At 39.9% G+C, this 15,102-nt stretch carries 18 protein-coding genes and 1 pseudogene; 10 read left to right on the top strand and 9 right to left on the bottom strand.

Annotated features, from left to right (window positions below; all coding sequences use genetic code 11):
- Nucleotides 1–30: 30 nt before the first annotated feature.
- Nucleotides 31–363, top strand: a complete 333-nt coding sequence (locus Vgang_RS14075; RefSeq protein ID WP_105901479.1) for a DMT family transporter — start codon at nt 31–33, stop codon at nt 361–363.
- Between the two features lie 44 nt (nt 364–407).
- Here the strand turns inward: Vgang_RS14075 and Vgang_RS14080 are convergent, their stop codons facing one another.
- Nucleotides 408–1,421 (bottom strand): AraC family transcriptional regulator ligand-binding domain-containing protein, encoded by a 1,014-nt coding sequence (locus Vgang_RS14080; RefSeq protein WP_157946001.1) that lies wholly within the window; start codon nt 1,419–1,421, stop codon nt 408–410.
- Nucleotides 1,422–1,431: 10 nt separating this feature from the next.
- Nucleotides 1,432–2,364, bottom strand: coding sequence for a hypothetical protein (locus tag Vgang_RS14085; RefSeq protein WP_105901481.1), 933 nt, complete (start codon nt 2,362–2,364; stop codon nt 1,432–1,434).
- 273 nt (nt 2,365–2,637) lie between these two features.
- Here Vgang_RS14085 and Vgang_RS14090 point away from each other — a divergent pair, with 273 nt between their 5' ends.
- The 4 genes from Vgang_RS14090 (at nt 2,638) to Vgang_RS14105 (ending at nt 6,921) form a co-directional block, all read left to right on the top strand.
- Nucleotides 2,638–4,743, top strand: a complete 2,106-nt coding sequence (locus Vgang_RS14090) for a phytase (protein ID WP_105901482.1) — start codon at nt 2,638–2,640, stop codon at nt 4,741–4,743.
- A gap of 150 nt (nt 4,744–4,893) precedes the next feature.
- Nucleotides 4,894–5,439: a lipocalin family protein gene (locus Vgang_RS14095; RefSeq protein WP_105901801.1), complete on the top strand. Its 546-nt coding sequence runs from the start codon at nt 4,894–4,896 to the stop codon at nt 5,437–5,439.
- Nucleotides 5,440–5,646: 207 nt separating this feature from the next.
- A complete protein-coding gene (locus tag Vgang_RS14100; protein ID WP_105901483.1) occupies nt 5,647–6,021 on the top strand; it encodes a MazG nucleotide pyrophosphohydrolase domain-containing protein in 375 nt (124 codons plus the stop codon).
- A gap of 123 nt (nt 6,022–6,144) precedes the next feature.
- The gene (locus tag Vgang_RS14105; protein ID WP_105901484.1) at nt 6,145–6,921 is read left to right on the top strand and encodes an aminoglycoside phosphotransferase family protein; all 777 of its coding nucleotides are present in this window, start codon (nt 6,145–6,147) and stop codon (nt 6,919–6,921) included.
- Between the two features lie 28 nt (nt 6,922–6,949).
- On the opposite strand, the pseudogene Vgang_RS14110 reads toward Vgang_RS14105, so the two are convergent.
- Nucleotides 6,950–7,060, bottom strand: a pseudogene (locus Vgang_RS14110) (GNAT family N-acetyltransferase); the annotation flags it as partial.
- Nucleotides 7,061–7,196: 136 nt separating this feature from the next.
- On the opposite strand from Vgang_RS14110, the gene Vgang_RS14115 reads away from it, so the two are divergent.
- Nucleotides 7,197–7,451, top strand: a complete 255-nt coding sequence (locus Vgang_RS14115; protein WP_105901485.1) for a type II toxin-antitoxin system Phd/YefM family antitoxin — start codon at nt 7,197–7,199, stop codon at nt 7,449–7,451.
- Nucleotides 7,444–7,713, top strand: coding sequence for a Txe/YoeB family addiction module toxin (locus Vgang_RS14120; RefSeq protein WP_105901486.1), 270 nt, complete (start codon nt 7,444–7,446; stop codon nt 7,711–7,713). Before Vgang_RS14115 ends, Vgang_RS14120 begins: the two co-directional genes overlap by 8 nt.
- A gap of 115 nt (nt 7,714–7,828) precedes the next feature.
- Here Vgang_RS14120 and dbpA read toward each other — a convergent pair whose 3' ends face one another.
- The 3 genes from dbpA to Vgang_RS14135 are packed head-to-tail and all read right to left on the bottom strand — an operon-like array spanning nt 7,829 to nt 10,088.
- On the bottom strand, nt 7,829–9,229 hold the full coding sequence (dbpA, locus tag Vgang_RS14125) for an ATP-dependent RNA helicase DbpA (RefSeq protein WP_105901487.1): 1,401 nt from the start codon (nt 9,227–9,229) through the stop codon (nt 7,829–7,831).
- A gap of 18 nt (nt 9,230–9,247) precedes the next feature.
- Nucleotides 9,248–9,475 carry a glutaredoxin family protein gene (locus tag Vgang_RS14130; protein WP_105901488.1) on the bottom strand — a complete coding sequence of 76 codons (228 nt, stop codon included), beginning with the start codon at nt 9,473–9,475 and terminating at the stop codon, nt 9,248–9,250.
- Between the two features lie 43 nt (nt 9,476–9,518).
- Nucleotides 9,519–10,088 (bottom strand): DUF1415 domain-containing protein, encoded by a 570-nt coding sequence (locus tag Vgang_RS14135; protein ID WP_105901489.1) that lies wholly within the window; start codon nt 10,086–10,088, stop codon nt 9,519–9,521.
- A gap of 109 nt (nt 10,089–10,197) precedes the next feature.
- Between Vgang_RS14135 and Vgang_RS14140 the strand changes: the two genes are divergently transcribed.
- Nucleotides 10,198–10,719, top strand: a complete 522-nt coding sequence (locus tag Vgang_RS14140; RefSeq protein WP_105901490.1) for a DUF2058 domain-containing protein — start codon at nt 10,198–10,200, stop codon at nt 10,717–10,719.
- A gap of 79 nt (nt 10,720–10,798) precedes the next feature.
- Here Vgang_RS14140 and Vgang_RS14145 read toward each other — a convergent pair whose 3' ends face one another.
- Complete coding sequence (locus tag Vgang_RS14145) at nt 10,799–11,401, bottom strand: TetR/AcrR family transcriptional regulator (RefSeq protein ID WP_105901491.1); 603 nt, start codon at nt 11,399–11,401, stop codon at nt 10,799–10,801.
- A 150-nt stretch (nt 11,402–11,551) separates the two neighbouring features.
- Here Vgang_RS14145 and Vgang_RS14150 point away from each other — a divergent pair, with 150 nt between their 5' ends.
- The gene (locus Vgang_RS14150) at nt 11,552–12,163 is read left to right on the top strand and encodes a glutathione S-transferase family protein (protein WP_105901492.1); all 612 of its coding nucleotides are present in this window, start codon (nt 11,552–11,554) and stop codon (nt 12,161–12,163) included.
- 116 nt (nt 12,164–12,279) lie between these two features.
- Here Vgang_RS14150 and Vgang_RS14155 read toward each other — a convergent pair whose 3' ends face one another.
- Nucleotides 12,280–13,065: a DUF502 domain-containing protein gene (locus Vgang_RS14155; RefSeq protein WP_105901493.1), complete on the bottom strand. Its 786-nt coding sequence runs from the start codon at nt 13,063–13,065 to the stop codon at nt 12,280–12,282.
- Nucleotides 13,066–13,206: 141 nt separating this feature from the next.
- Between Vgang_RS14155 and Vgang_RS14160 the strand changes: the two genes are divergently transcribed.
- The gene (locus Vgang_RS14160) at nt 13,207–14,148 is read left to right on the top strand and encodes a zinc transporter ZntB (RefSeq protein WP_105901494.1); all 942 of its coding nucleotides are present in this window, start codon (nt 13,207–13,209) and stop codon (nt 14,146–14,148) included.
- Nucleotides 14,149–14,184: 36 nt separating this feature from the next.
- On the opposite strand, the gene Vgang_RS14165 is transcribed toward Vgang_RS14160, so the two are convergent.
- Complete coding sequence (locus Vgang_RS14165) at nt 14,185–14,973, bottom strand: sterol desaturase family protein (protein WP_105901495.1); 789 nt, start codon at nt 14,971–14,973, stop codon at nt 14,185–14,187.
- Between the last annotated feature and the right edge of the window lie 129 nt (nt 14,974–15,102).

Here is a 15,102-nt window from a genome sequence, read left to right on the forward strand (position 1 = left end):
ATCTTTGTATGTCGCCAAGTGGAGAGTTATATGAAGCATTGGTTGTTTTTAGCTGTGTCAATTGTTTCCGAAGTGGTCGCGACTTCTGCAATGAAATCGAGTTATGGTTTCACTAAATTAGTGCCTTCACTCATTGTTGTGACGGGCTATGCAGTTGCATTTTATTTCTTGTCATTAACACTAAAAACCATTCCAGTCGGGATTGCCTATGCAATATGGGCTGGTTTAGGCATTGTGTTAATTGGCGTAATCGGCTGGATTTTTCATGGCCAAAAACTCGACTTACCCGCAGTGCTCGGAATGGGGCTAATTTTGCTTGGGGTTATTATCATCAATGTATTTTCAAAAACCAGCGGGCATTAATAATCCATCATTGACTAGTAGTTAGGTATGGATGTCGACAGACTCTAACTCCATCGCCTAACTGCTCGACGATAATTACTCACATCAAAGAATTTCATTTTTTTTGCTATTTGAATATCATCCATTTTTTGTACTTCTTGTAGGTAAATTGCATGCTGACGGTTAACTTCACCTAATAAAGTACGATAACTGCTGTTATGGGTTTTTAATAATCTTTTTAACTTTGCTGGACTCATGTTCATTTTATCTGAAAGTTGAGCCAGTGAAGGTGTTTCATTTTGGTGTTGCCGTAATTCATTTCTGATAAAGCTCAACAATCCACATGGAATTTCAGGTATGGTTTTTTTAGCCACTTCATAAAGGGTGTTTGACCTAGTTGGGATAGCAAAGTTTAGATAGGCTTGATCTAGGTATAGATAGGTCATTGGTTGTTCGAATTCAATATCTCCCCAATGAGTATCATACTGTTCTTCCCAAGATGGTTGGTTCCAATCAACTTTTACTCTCCAAGGTAATTCTCTGGTGGCACGCCAATTAGTTGTAGAGATAATGGCGGTAAAAATATACTCAATTAGCCAGCGGCGATATGGAATGGCATGTCTCTTACTTAAAGAGTAGCTTTCACCAAAAGGTTCTTCTTCAAATAAATAAATACCACTGTTATAAGATCGTTTTTTTAATGTTATTAGTGGGAAATATATTTCGGAATATTTTACCAAGTTATCAATTATCTCACCGACTGTTGGAGCATGGATAACTAGATGGCTTGATGATAAAAAACCTCCAGGTATTAACTGGTTACCAAAATCGAAACTGATGTCAGGAAACTGCTCTAGTTTAGCAATGTTATTTACCAGATGTGAAAATTGGGCTGGGCTCAATAATAGATCTTGAGTGAGTAAATCCTCATAAAATACGCCTGTGTTTCTTAAAATGTAGTTCATATTGACACCTTTCTCGCTGAGTAAATCAAGCAATAAAGCAATATGATGTCTAGCGGGCAGAATGGATTCATCCTTCTCAATCCATTGCGACGAAATGTTACGCTGCGTATACATAGTCATTACGTTAAGCTTTTTTTAGATGCTTGAAAGTTTTAAAAGACTCTTGCACGAAAGCGTTGGCCGACTGCTTGCTATGAAAACGCGTATGACTTTCTTTCAGGCTATGTTGCCAGTCTAGCTTGATAGACTCACCACTTTCTAAGTAAAAAACAAATGCATCAAGCAAATGAATTAAGTGTTTAGTAAATCTGGCAGCCTCTTGTTTATTGCTGTTTTCCATTAGGATGATGTACCGATGTCCTGCATAGTGACAAACCAAATCAGTAGTACGTGCAGCAAGAAACAACAACTCAGAGATAGATAGCTTCAGCCTACTGATTTCTTTTGTTGGTATTTCATGAACAATTTGGTTTTCATTACTTAATGTAATCGCTAATAAAAAGGAATACCTATTGTTATTAAGCTTGTCTTTCGGAGTTGTGAGGGCTTGTAAAACTTGCTGAATGTTCGGCAGCTTGTAATGCTCTGTTTGTACTGGTGTGTGGGGGGAGAGTTTTTGTCGTTGGGTAATATAACTACTAATTGTTAGTAATTCTTTACGCCATTGCCAAAATGCATAGGTTACTAGACTCAAACCAATCAACATACACTCAAATATATCACCAAAAAAAGTATAGGTATCAAGCTTAATAAATTCATCAATAAAATCTTGAGATAAAGATAAAAGAATAAAAATAAAGCCTAAAGCAAAATAATTCGTAATTCTACCTACCGTGCGGGTAGAAAGAATAACTAATAACCAAATTAGCACCATAAACGCAGATATGCCTTCCGCAAAAACATCAAGCCAATCTATGTTATTACTTTCTTTTACGTAACCATTCAAGTAGTTGAATGTGAGCAGTGAAAAAAAGGAGAAAAAAAGAACGTAAAGCCAAAGTTTATGGTTACGAAGACCATAAATCATTTCAGAAAGTAGGTAGGTGAATCTTGTCATAGTATTTTTTCGTAATTTATAAGTCAGTAAGAATTGATTGTGTTCCTAGCTAAAGTCCAAATGGCTCAAACTAATTTATAATTGCACACCAATATTACAAACTGTTTAAAACACCAGTAATAAAAGCCTGAATTTATTTCTAGTCCAAAAAGCTCATCTTGATGATCTTTCTTTCTTAACTTATTGATATTAAAGTTTAATTTTATTTTTGTCATAAATTTTTAATTTATAAGCCTTAAGTTTCTCTCGGATCAAAAAAACAAGGAGAGAAAAATGTCCCGCAAAATCATAAGTTCGCTTATCGCAGTCGCTCTATTGAGTGGCTGTAATTCAGAAACGACTGAAACAGTGTATTTAGAAGCACAGCAAGCAAGTGATATCGAACCTGAACTTTTAAGCACATCCATTACAACAAATACTAGTTATGGTGATATTGGTGATTCAAGCTACTGGATCAACAGCGACAACAAGGCTGAAAGTTTGTTATTTGTCTCGCTGGAAGGCGATGGAGTTGCAGTTTATAGCGCTGCAGGGAAAGAAATCGATAAGCTTGAAGGCATTGGGGTAACAGGGGCGGATATTCGATACGACATAAAATCAGAAAGTAGTGAGACTGCCGATATACTCGCGATTGCATTACCTGATCAAAATAGCTTTGGCTTTTATTCTATTGATTATGCAGATGGGGTAATTTTGAGTGATCTTGGCACAGTAGTTACTGACTATGCTGTAGAAGGTGTTTGTCTTCATAAAAACACTACTAATGGCGAGTTACTGGTGACTGGCGTGACAGAGGATGGTGTCGCATTACAGTATAAATTGAAATATGAAAACGGGCAGATCCAAAGTATTTTAGTTGATGACTCAGGAATACCTATCGCAGTCCGTGAGTTGGCGGTTGGGGGGGAGCTCAGTGCATGTGTTGTCGATGATGAAACTTCGACACTATACATTGCAGAACAAGATGTGGGTATTTGGGCTTATGGTGCTGATCCTGAAGACATTAATTCAAGACGAATGGTTGATAGTATTGAGCCTCTAGGTTACTTACAAGAAATTGAAGCGCTCGACCTTATCTATATGCCTGAAGGAAAAGGATATCTTGTAGTTGGTGATGAAGGTAAAGGTATGGTTCTATACCGCCGAGATGATTGGCAGTTAAACTCACATATACAGTTAGATGGTGTCGCTGAGATTAAATCATTTAGTGTTGCTGACGATGGTATATGGGTGGCTAATTCAGAAAAGGATGAGCCAATTTATGAGAAGTTGACATTTCAAGCACTCAATACTGCCAACTCAATGGCGCAAAGCCCAATATCGCAAGCTCTGAGTCCAGAAGACTTAAGTTCATCAGGTATTCGATTAGTCAAAGTGACTCGAGAAACCGTTCCTGTCGAGGATGATGGAGATGCAGCAGATGATCCGGCGTTTTGGTTAAATGAAAACTCACCAGGTGATAGTCTGATTATTGCGACTAACAAGCAGGGTGGTCTAATGGCTTATGATTTATTGGGTAATGAACTTCAATATCTCAATGAAGGTGAGCCGAATAATGTAGATATTATCCAGTCTGTTAGAGACCAAAATGGTCAAAATTTTGCGTTAGCTGCAGCAAGTAACAGAGAATTCAACACTATTGCCTTGTATCAGATTCAGGCCGCATCTGAGGATCAAGATCCAATTAAGAAGTTAAAGGCTGTCGGGGCTAATGCGCATACTGAAAGTGCAGAATTACAGTCTGAACTTAATGAAGTATATGGACTGTGCACTTATCAAGCAAACGATGGCACTCCTTATGTCTTCGTTAATGGTAAGAGTGGTGATATTGAACAATGGCGATTAACCATCAACGATTCTAGTATTGAAGGAAGCATTGTGCGTCGCTTAAAAGTAGCTAGCCAACCAGAAGGCTGTGTGGTTGATGAGCAAACAGGAACCTTATATGTAGGTGAGGAAGATGTCGGTATATGGAAATTTTCTGCCAATGAAGGAGCCACAACAACAGGGGAGATGATCATTGCAGTGGATGGTGAAACCTTGGTAGCCGATGCTGAAGGAATCTCTATTTATAATAATGGCATCGTCAACTATTTAATCGTATCAAGCCAAGGTAATCATACTTATGCCGTGTATGATCTTGATGATGCTCATCAATACATAGGTAGTTTTGCACTCGTTGCAGATGATGCAAATAAGCTTGATGGGGTCAGTGAAACAGATGGTATCCATGCGGTGTCTACCGCTGTTGGTGACGCTTTCCCAGACGGCTTATTTATTGCACAAGATGGATTTAATGTGAATGAAAACTATGAGTATGAAAATCAGAATTTCAAGATAATTTCTTGGACGGATATTCAAAGCTCACTTCAAAAATAGTATTCCAACAACGGTGCTAGTCCTCTTGGCTAGCACTTTTTATATATTTACGTTAACTGCATTTCGGTGCTTGTTTTATCACATAAGTTTTTTGATCTAGAAGGTGATTTTTATCGTACTGATAGTGATTCAATATTTGCAGGGTATCGTATGAAAATAGCGCTATTTAATTCTAAAAACCTGTTTATTTTCATTATCTTATTTCTAACCGGCTGCTTGGGTATGCCAAAGTCGGTTACGCCCATTCAACCATTTGATGTGAACAACTACCTCGGAACCTGGTATGAAATCGCTCGGCTGGATCATTCTTTTGAACGTGGATTAACTCATGTTACGGCAGAGTATTCCCTTAAAGACGATGGAGGGGTGAAAGTCATCAACCGCGGTTATTCCAAACAAAAACAGCATTGGGAACAAGCAGAAGGCAAAGCCTACTTCGTTGATGAGACTAACAAAGGTTACCTCAAAGTGTCATTTTTCGGACCTTTCTATAGTTCGTATGTCATTTTCTACCTTGATCCAACAGGCCAATACGCTTTCATCTCAGGCCCAGACCATGATTATCTGTGGCTTTTATCTCGTACACCGACTGTTGATGAATCTGTTAAGCAAAAGTTTATCGACATGAGCCAACAGAAAGGTTTTGATACCAGTAAACTGATTTTTGTTGATCAGCAAAGTCCACCGAAAATATAACACTGACTAAATAAGCTGCTGAGTGCCATGAGTTATTTTAGGAAAACTAGACGGATTGTTTCCGCTGAGTAATTATGACGCACGATCAATTTTATACATTTATTTAGGTAATTGATTTGTTGATGTTAGCAAGCAGTGGAATGATAGCCTGATAGGTTATACAGGCTATCATTTTATCTATAAAGATCTTAGGTGCTAAGAGAGAATATGAAAGAATTTGATGTGCTATTGAGAGTCGCAGAGCGTAAGGCGAAATTTGATCAAACCAACCTTTGGTCTAATGGTTCGGAAACTTACCTCGCAGAAATGAAAAAAGAAATTGACGAAGTCTCAGAAGAAATCCCCAAAAATCGTCAATGTTATCTAGAAGAAGAATTAGGCGACGTGCTGTGGGATTACTTGAATGTACTTACTGCTATAAAAAAAGAGCAAGGTATATGCCCCAAAGCAGTATTAACTCGAGCTATCAAAAAATATGAAGAAAGGGTGTCTGGTATTGAAGTTGGGGAGTCTTGGGCAAGCATAAAGGAACGACAGAAAATAGCTTTGGCACAGGAGCAAAACGAACGTACCAACAAATGAGGTCAAGACAGACCTACATTCTAGGCTAGCTTTGAATTTGATGTTTATTGGGTTGTGCTGTGCATAGCGATTCTGCAACTCACTATTTGACTTGATGCAGTGCGAATTAGACAGGGAGGTATTATGGAAGAATTATCCGGTGGAAGAGAATCTGCCATATATCGAGATGGTGAAGTTGTTTATCGGCCACTACAACCGTGGAGTTCTACAATTCATCTTGTTTTGAAGCACCTGGAACAAGCAAACGTTGATGAAAGCCCTAAATTTCTTGGTGTAAATCAAGACCAGGAAATACTAAGTTTTGTTGAAGGTAATACCTATAATTATCCGTTAATTGGAGCAATCGCTACCAATACGGCACTCATGTCAGCGGCCAAATTACTACGAAAAATACATGACTCAACTGCGTCACTTTTGGCACGACTCGATGTTAATGCGCACCGGTGGATGTTAGATCCAAGAGAACCATTCGAGGTTATCTGTCATGGTGACTTTACTCCATACAATGTTGCTCTATTAGAAGATACAGTTGTTGGTGTGTTTGATTTCGATACAGCTCACCCAGCACCTAGAATATGGGACTTGGCTTATTCCATTTATAGCTGGGCTCCTTTTAAGACTGATAGCAATGATAAGCTAGGCACAATCTCAGAGCAGGAGGTTAGAGCCAAGTTGTTTTGCGACAGTTACGGCGCTACAGAATTAGAAAGAGAACAATTAGCCGATGCTATGATTCAGCGATTACAGGCTTTAGTGTCCTTTATGCGTAGTGAAGCCGGAAAGGGCAATGAATCCTTTGCTGAAAATATAGAGAAAGGTCATCTTCAGGCTTATCTGAATGACATAAAATACATCACTGAAAATAAACAAAAAATTCGGTACGCATTATGCAATACCTAGGCTTTAATTCTCTATCGCCAGCATTTAACTAACTTAAGCTCGCTCTCAAAGCTGCAATGGTGATGAAAAGTTTATTTTCTGCGTCTTGGAAAGCTTGAAATCCATAACTCTCATAGAAATGTTTTGCATTGTCGCTGGCACGCAGGGTGACCATCGACCATGAATTTTACAATCAATTTATAGCTTGTATTACATGGGCAAAGTGTTCAACTTACTGTACAAGTTAACGTTGCAAAGTTATACTTGTTCCATTAAATGTACATGTGGAGGTTCTTATGAGAATCGTATCTTTTACTGAAGCACGGAATAGTTTAAAAGCGGTTTTAGATGGTGTTGTGAATGATGCAGACACAACGGTAATTACTCGTCGTGATTCGGAAGATGTTGTTGTAATGTCTTTAGATTATTACAATAGCTTAATGGAGACAGTTCACTTACTTCGTTCTCCTCAAAATGCAGAGCACCTAAATCGTTCAATATCGCAGTATCGTGCAGGTAAAACGACAGCACGAGAATTAATCGATGAGTAATAGCAAGCGGTTATTGTCTTGGACTGATGACGCTTGGGATGACTACCTATATTGGCAAACTCAAGATAAGAAAACACTCAAGCGTATCAACAAACTCATCAATGATGTTAAGCGCTCTCCATTTGAAGGCATCGGTAAACCAGAGCCGTTAAAAGAGAACTTATCTGGTTTTTGGTCTCGTCGTATTGATGACACAAATAGGCTTGTTTACGCAGTAGATGAACAAGCGATAACAATAATCTCATGTCGTTACCACTACTGAATTCGGCTTAGAGAAATGCCATCTAGCAAACAAAAAACCTTGCCCAAATCATCTTGAACAAGGCTTTTAAGTTATTTTAATTCGACAAATCTAGTGCCTAAATACGATCTATTACTTAAATAATACGAGCGCGGAAGTTTTTGCCTTTCATTTTACCGTTAGAGATCTTCTTCAAGGCTTGCTTGGCAATGCTTCTATCAACAGCGACATAAGCACGCATATCGTATAAATGTATCTTGCCAACTTTCTTACCGTCGACACCGTTATCGCCACCGGTTAGAGCACCTAAAATATCGCCAGCTCGTACTTTCTGCTTTTTACCGCCATCAATTTGAATGGTTGCCATACGGGCATCAAACGCAGGTTCTTTTAGAATGGCGTCACTTGGTAATGTTGCAGGTGTAATCGCAATATCCATGTATTCATCAATTTGCGCGACACGGAACATTTCTTTTTCAGCAAATAAGCTAAATGCCATGCCTTTACTTCCTGCGCGACCAGTACGGCCAATGCGGTGAACATGGACTTCAGGATCACGTGCGAGTTGGAAGTTGATCACTGCATCGAGGTTTTCAACATCCAAGCCACGGGCTGCTACATCGGTTGCGACTAAGATAGAGACACTTTTATTGGCAAACAGAACCAATGCTTGATCGCGTTCGCGTTGTTCCATATCGCCATTTAATGCGACGACATCAAAACCTTTGTAATGCAACTCGTCAGCAATTTCTTGAGTTTCACGCTTGGTGTTACAGAAAATAACGCAAGATTCTGGTTCGTGCGTTTTCAAAATGATTTCAGTGGCTTTTACGCGTTCTTCAAATGAATCGGTTTTATAAAAGCATTGAGAAATACTTGAGTTAGTGTGCTGGCTTTCAACCTTCACCATCTGCGGGTTACGCATAATACGATCGGCAATCGATTTGATTTCAGCGGGGAAGGTGGCACTAAATAACAAGGTTTGACGATCCGTCGGCGCTTGCTCAATGATGGCGTCTAAAGCGTCTTGGAAACCCATGTCTAACATACGATCCGCTTCATCAAGCACTAAGGTGTTCAACTCAGATAAATCGATACGGCCTTTTTGTAAGTGATCGAGAATACGACCTGGCGTACCCACTAAAATGTGTGCGCCATGTTCCAGTGAGCCTATTTGCGGCCCAAATGGCATTCCGCCGCACAGAGTCAGAACTTTGATGTTATGAATGCTGCGAGCCAGTTTGCGGATTTCTTTAGCCACTTGGTCTGCCAGTTCGCGTGTCGGGCAAAGCACTAAAGATTGTACTCGGAATCGCTTCACATCGAGATTTGCTAATAAGCCCAAACCAAACGCTGCCGTTTTACCTGAACCGGTTTTGCCTTGGCCAATCACATCTTTGCCAGCCAACATTAACGGTAAGCTGTTGGCTTGAATTGCCGTCATGCTTTCATAGCCAAGGGAAGTTAGATTTTCTAATAATGCCGGATCAAGATTGAGGCTTGAAAATGCGGTGTTTGAACTTTGAGTTTGAGTCAAAATGAATTCCTTACAGGATTAACTGTTATAAATTTTATCGAAGTTGGCAGCATTCCAACCGGCCATCATGCGGTCACCGATTTTTAATACGGGCACGCCACGAGCACCAATGGCTTCGAGTTCTTTGCGGCCACGCTGCATTTTGGCATTACAGAGTCGATATTTAATGCCTTTTGAGTCTAGATACATTTTTGCTGCTTTGCAGTGAGGGCATTTATCTGCCACATAGAGGACAATGCGTTTCATAATAATCTGTTATTTCTTTAAGCTAGTGTTAAATTGGGTTGTGCTAATTTGAGTTCGTCTGAAAAAGGTAAGGAAATAACTGCTGTTTTTCCTCCGCCGTTAAACTCTCGACCCGTGCAATGTTGGTATCAGGGATCATTTCTGGATTCTGGTAATGTTTTATGGCACGTTCCATGCTTTCTTCACGAATTAAATGAAGCACAGGGTAAGGGGCGCGATTGGTTAGATTCTCTGCATCTTCAGGTTGCGCACCTGCAAAACAATAATTCGGGTGAAACGTGGCCACTTGAAAAATACCTTCCCACTGTTCTTGTTTGATTAAGGCATCAATCCAATCAAGAAAGAAATTATAGTCATCAAAATCGTGCAGCATGTTAGGAATAACAACCAAAGTGGTTTCCAGTTCTGATGCTGGCGTTTCAACTAAAGTCGTGAATTGCTGAAACACATCTTCAAGTAAGGCTTCTTCCACAGAGGCCTGTGAAACGAAAATTTTAATTTGCTTATTTCGTTGCGGTTTGGCTGCAAAAGGACACAAATTGAGTCCAATCACCACATCAAGCAGCCATTGCTCGACTTGTGATTCGATTTCTTGAATAGGAAGTGACGACATGTGATTTCTCATAAAAATTTGGACAGCGATTCTAGCATAGATGATGCTCGCATATCTTGTGTTATTGACGTTATAATCGACCTAAAGTTAAAGCAGTAAAGAGATCCTCATGGCAAAACTGACCCTACAAGAACAAATGTTGAAAGCTGGCCTAGTGAGCAGTAAAAAGCTGGCGAAAGCGAAGAAATCATCGAAAAAATCTCGTGTTCAAGCTCGTGAAGCGAAAGAAGCGGTAGAAGCGAACAAGAAAGCACAGCAAGAGCGTGATAAAGCCCTGAGCGCAGAGCAAAAACAGCAGGCATTAAGTAAAGAGCTGAAAGCCCAAGTGAAGCAACTGATTGAAATGAACCGCATTGATATTACTGATGGCGAAATCGGTTATAACTTTACTGACGGTAATCTAGTTAAAAAACTGTACGTGGATAAGCCGACGCAAGATCAACTAACCAAAGGGCGTTTAGCGATTGCGAGATTTGCGGAAGGGTATGTCATCATTCCGGCAAGTGTGGCAGACAAAATTGCTCAACGCGATGAAGGCACTATTGTATTGAATAACGTGTTAACGCAAGAAGCAGAGGATGAAGATGATCCGTACGCTGATTTTGTCGTGCCAGATGATTTGATGTGGTAAGTCTATCAACCGGTGACGGACTATTCTAAAAAACTTCAAGGCTGATAAGTGGTTATCAGCCTTTTTTATTGGTGAGTAATTAATGGTGAGTTTGATGCATAGCAAATGTTGCTTGAATGAGCTCAATAAATTGCTGTGTGGCGGTATCTAAACGTTGGTATTGTTTGGCTTTACCAAGAACACGCATTCCTTGAATTTGCACTAAGGTTAAATCGACTAATCCTTGAATATCAATCTGTTGATTTAGATTTCGACCTTTCACCTCATTATTTAAACAGTTGGTGACGCCGTCACTTAAATGATTCATTAGCTTCTCACCGATACTATGCACATTCTCATCACTGATGCCGTGTTCTAGCAGGGCATTCTGTATAAAACAGCCAAACTTCTGTTCCTTTTGACGTTGGGCAAATTGCTCTAAAAATTGCTTCAGAGTTGTGAGATTCGCATCCGGTTCAAATAATACTTGGCTTGCAGGTTTGGTACTGTGTTCAAAATAATAGTTTAAAGCACTTTGGTAGAGGGCGTATTTGTCGCCAAACGTGTTGTAGATGCTGAACCGGTTGATCGATAAATGATCGACTAAGTCAGAGATGGATGTATTAGCGTAACCCTTTTGCCAAAAAAGCTGCATGGCTTCGACCAGTTTTTCATCTTTATCAAAATTGCTTTTTCTCGCCATTTTTCGACCACTTCAAAACGATTCTTGTCTATTTTGTATATAACGATTGCAATGTATCAAAGATTTTAAACGGGATAAACAAATTGTTGACTGATCGTTTAGTTATTAGGTAACGTATTACTAAACGATCGTTTAGAAAAGGAATGACTAATGAAAATATATGAATTTGCCACCAACCCAAGCTCACGTCGTGTTGGTATCTTTTTAAAGGAAATTGGCGTTGAAGTTGATCGCGTACAGCTGAATGTCCGCGAAGGGGATAATTTGACGCCTGAGTATCAAGAAAAAAGCGTGAATGGCAAAGTGCCAATGCTTGAGTTGGATGACGGAACCACCATCAGTGAAACGATCGCGATTTGTCGATTCTTTGCTGAGCATTCAGGTAAAACTGAGCTATTTGGTGAAACACCCGTAGAGAAAGGCAAGGTGGAAATGTGGCAACGCATTGTTGAATTTGATGGCTTGTATGCTGGTTTTCAGGCTTTTCGTAACTTATCTGGTGTGTACAGTGACCGAGAGCGTTGTGTACCTGCCTGGGGTGAAGAATCTAAACTTCGAGTGCAAGAATTTCTACCAAAACTCGATAAGCAATTGAGCCGCAATGATTTTGTAGTAGGGGATAAGCTAAGTGTTGCAGATATCACGGCATTCTTATTTGTAGGATTCGTGTGTGAAAGAGCGCTAGAGATTGATGTGCTAGAAACTTACCCGCACATTCAAGCTTGGTACCAAAAATTGGCTGATCGTCCTGCGTTTCAGTAATAGTTAACGTCAGTTAAGGTTACGTAGAATAAGAAACAACGAAGCCAAGTGGAATGACACTTGGCTTCATTTATTCAGTTTGTATTAAGTATTCAGGTTGTATCAAGCTTAAACGGCTATTGTTCTGCGATTTTTTCATGCTTTGCATGTTTACGCTTATGCTGAGGTTTTTCTGCTGATGGTGCATTAGCTCGCCAATCTTTCAGCGCTTGTTGCATCTGTTCCTCGTTTTTCAATACCTTACCGAGTGCATCGTCAGGCTTTTTAGGTAACGTCAATCCGCATGATATTAACGTCGCCGTGAGTTGTTCAACGCCTAAATGAGGCACATATTGCAGATCTTCTTTCTTTTCAAAACGTACGTAACCATTAGATAAGTTGATAGCCTGCGGCACAAATACCACATGATAACCGTCTTCCGGCACAGGGTAGAACTCACCATCTGGCCCTAAAAACATTTCTCCGTTTTGATTTGGGATCATCCAAGTAGGACCAAGATCGAAGACGATTTCTTTTGAATTAGGCCCCGACCAAGAACGAGCAAAAGCGGGCTTCTTGAACGGAGATTCTTCAGAGGTCAATGCTTCCATTATTTGTTTGGTGGAACTATGAATGATGCCAAAGCCTGGAATTCGGTTGATGGTTTTATCTGAAAGCCAAGTGTAGAAACGCTGTTGTAGTTTACCGTCAAAAATGAGTCCGACAATAAACATCAAAAGTAGGGCCATGATAAGGCCAAATCCCCAAATCCCGCTCAGTGTTTTATGTAACTCTTCCGGTAAGAAGTAGCCGGCGCTTTTATCCATAAATGACACAACCGCGTTTACCACCCAACCGGCAAACACCAAGGGAATGATAAATAACATGCCGATTTTAATTTTACGGATCAGAAACTTTTTCATATGAGTCGTTATCCTTGCCAAGATTAAACGATGAGTTTTGAACTATTGTAACGTTATTGATAATTCACCTTAACTATTTCTTGAACCTTTATGTAACCTCTGCGTTAATAGTTTTAATTGATTGAAAGTAGAGCACAAACTATGTCACACAGCTTTTTGATTGAACAATGGGATTTTTCGACGTTTCCAGCCAAACGTGTTGAGCCAAAAGAACCGTTGGGATTATTGCAAGAAAATCACTGGTATCACTGTCAGCGTGAGGCAAAAGAACTTCGCCATTGGCTGCTAGTTAACGACTTTGAAAGTGGTGTTGTGGACAGTTTATTGGCTGATGACACACGTCCTCGCTTTGAGTTATTTGATGATCAGTCTTTCTTGTTGATTATGCGAGGTGTGAACCTAAATGAAGGTGCAACACCGGATGATATGCTCAGTGTGCGTATTTTGTGGCATAAAGGCATTCTCATTTCTACTCGTAAAATTTCCTCCAAAGCCATTACTGACATCCGTCAAGCGCTGGACGAACAGCGTGGTCCTAAAACAACAGCACGTTTGTTGTTAGCGATTATTGATGGATTAAACCAAAATATTGCTCAATTTCTGGATGGGGTTGAAGAACAGCTGTTTGAGATTGAAGAAGGTAATGGCAGTAACCATGACTTGCATGTAATACATAAGCGACTGTTAAAACTGCGTCGTTTTATGAAACCGCAACGTTATGCACATGATGACTTCTTAGAAGTTCAACACCCAGAAATGGAGGAGGTTGAACTCAAAATGCGTAACTCGCTAGATACCGTGATACGAATTAACGAATCGATTGATTTTTACTTAGAACAAATACAATTAATCAAAGCAGATATCGAACAAGAACAAGCTGAAAAGATGAACCGTAACACTTATCTCTTTACGGTTATCGCCGCCATTTTCTTACCGGTGGGTTTCTTAACGGGTTTATTGGGTATCAACATTGGTGGTATGCCCGGTGTCGATAATCCAATGGCATTTTGGTTGTTTTGTGTAGGGCTTGGCGTTACTTTTGTATTTGAATTCATGCTGTTACGTTGGCTGAGGTTTTTCTGATTCCTATAGGATAATAAGTTACAGTGTAATGTTTTATCAGTTTTTTCGAAAAGGCTGACTCAACATCCGCCACAAGCTCTGTTCTTTCGGCTGACGAAAGAGCGAAATCCCAATCTGCAAATTTTGGTGACCCTCTTTGGGCTGTGCAACATAACTCCCAAAGAGTCGGTCCCAAACCGATAAGCAAAAGCCATAGTTGCTGTCGGTTTCCTCTCGATGAATGGAGTGATGAACTCGATGCATGTCGGGTGTAACAATCCACTTTCTTAGTTTCACATCAATGCTGTTAGAGATATTGACGTTACTGTGGTTAAACATGGCGCAGCCGTTAAGTAGTATTTCAAAAATGAAAACCGCCATAACAGGAATGCCTAACACGAAAATAATGGCTATTTTGAGCAGCATAGAAAGCCAAATTTCGATGAAATGGAAACGGAAACCTGTGGTCACATCGATGTCTTGATCTGCATGATGAACGCGATGTAAACGCCATAATACGGGCACTTTGTGAAAGATTCTGTGTTGCCAATAGATGCACATATCAAGAATGATCACGGATAAAATGAGGCTTGCGATGGGAGGCATATTCCATTGATTGAATAGCCCTAATTGCTGAGATTCTACGACTTGAGCTGCGCCAATCGCGAGAATAGGTAGCGTCCAAGGCAGCAAAAGACTATTTAGCACCACCAAACCTACATTGTTGAGCCATCGATACCATTTAGGCTGGCCAAGCACCTTCTTCAGGCTAAATGATTCCCACATCGCCATAAAAAGGAAGATCAGCAAAAATGCGCTCATTCTGATTATTGCTTGATTTTCCATGAATGCTCCAATGTAAAGTGTAGATACATATTCTAACCCGTAATTCCGGCTATGACTTTAGGATGAATAGAATTATCTGAATACAACGTCAAAAGTTCATTCACTAATGCTTTACATTCCTATTGTTGA

Origin of the sequence: Vibrio gangliei, from assembly GCF_026001925.1 — a bacterium.
GTDB lineage: Bacteria > Pseudomonadota > Gammaproteobacteria > Enterobacterales > Vibrionaceae > Vibrio > Vibrio gangliei.

Coding starts and splice junctions, on each gene's coding strand:
- Vgang_RS14150 (WP_105901492.1), top strand. CDS start 11,552: ATGAAAATATATGAATTTGCCACCAACCCAAGCTCACGTCGTGTTGGT.
- Vgang_RS14130 (WP_105901488.1), bottom strand. CDS start 9,475: ATGAAACGCATTGTCCTCTATGTGGCAGATAAATGCCCTCACTGCAAA.
- Vgang_RS14140 (WP_105901490.1), top strand. CDS start 10,198: ATGGCAAAACTGACCCTACAAGAACAAATGTTGAAAGCTGGCCTAGTG.
- Vgang_RS14120 (WP_105901486.1), top strand. CDS start 7,444: ATGAGTAATAGCAAGCGGTTATTGTCTTGGACTGATGACGCTTGGGAT.
- Vgang_RS14095 (WP_105901801.1), top strand. CDS start 4,894: ATGAAAATAGCGCTATTTAATTCTAAAAACCTGTTTATTTTCATTATC.
- Vgang_RS14160 (WP_105901494.1), top strand. CDS start 13,207: ATGTCACACAGCTTTTTGATTGAACAATGGGATTTTTCGACGTTTCCA.
- Vgang_RS14145 (WP_105901491.1), bottom strand. CDS start 11,401: ATGGCGAGAAAAAGCAATTTTGATAAAGATGAAAAACTGGTCGAAGCC.
- Vgang_RS14115 (WP_105901485.1), top strand. CDS start 7,197: ATGAGAATCGTATCTTTTACTGAAGCACGGAATAGTTTAAAAGCGGTT.
- Vgang_RS14165 (WP_105901495.1), bottom strand. CDS start 14,973: ATGGAAAATCAAGCAATAATCAGAATGAGCGCATTTTTGCTGATCTTC.
- Vgang_RS14090 (WP_105901482.1), top strand. CDS start 2,638: ATGTCCCGCAAAATCATAAGTTCGCTTATCGCAGTCGCTCTATTGAGT.
- Vgang_RS14100 (WP_105901483.1), top strand. CDS start 5,647: ATGAAAGAATTTGATGTGCTATTGAGAGTCGCAGAGCGTAAGGCGAAA.
- Vgang_RS14075 (WP_105901479.1), top strand. CDS start 31: ATGAAGCATTGGTTGTTTTTAGCTGTGTCAATTGTTTCCGAAGTGGTC.
- Vgang_RS14085 (WP_105901481.1), bottom strand. CDS start 2,364: ATGACAAGATTCACCTACCTACTTTCTGAAATGATTTATGGTCTTCGT.
- Vgang_RS14080 (WP_157946001.1), bottom strand. CDS start 1,421: ATGTATACGCAGCGTAACATTTCGTCGCAATGGATTGAGAAGGATGAA.
- Vgang_RS14135 (WP_105901489.1), bottom strand. CDS start 10,088: ATGTCGTCACTTCCTATTCAAGAAATCGAATCACAAGTCGAGCAATGG.
- Vgang_RS14105 (WP_105901484.1), top strand. CDS start 6,145: ATGGAAGAATTATCCGGTGGAAGAGAATCTGCCATATATCGAGATGGT.
- Vgang_RS14155 (WP_105901493.1), bottom strand. CDS start 13,065: ATGAAAAAGTTTCTGATCCGTAAAATTAAAATCGGCATGTTATTTATC.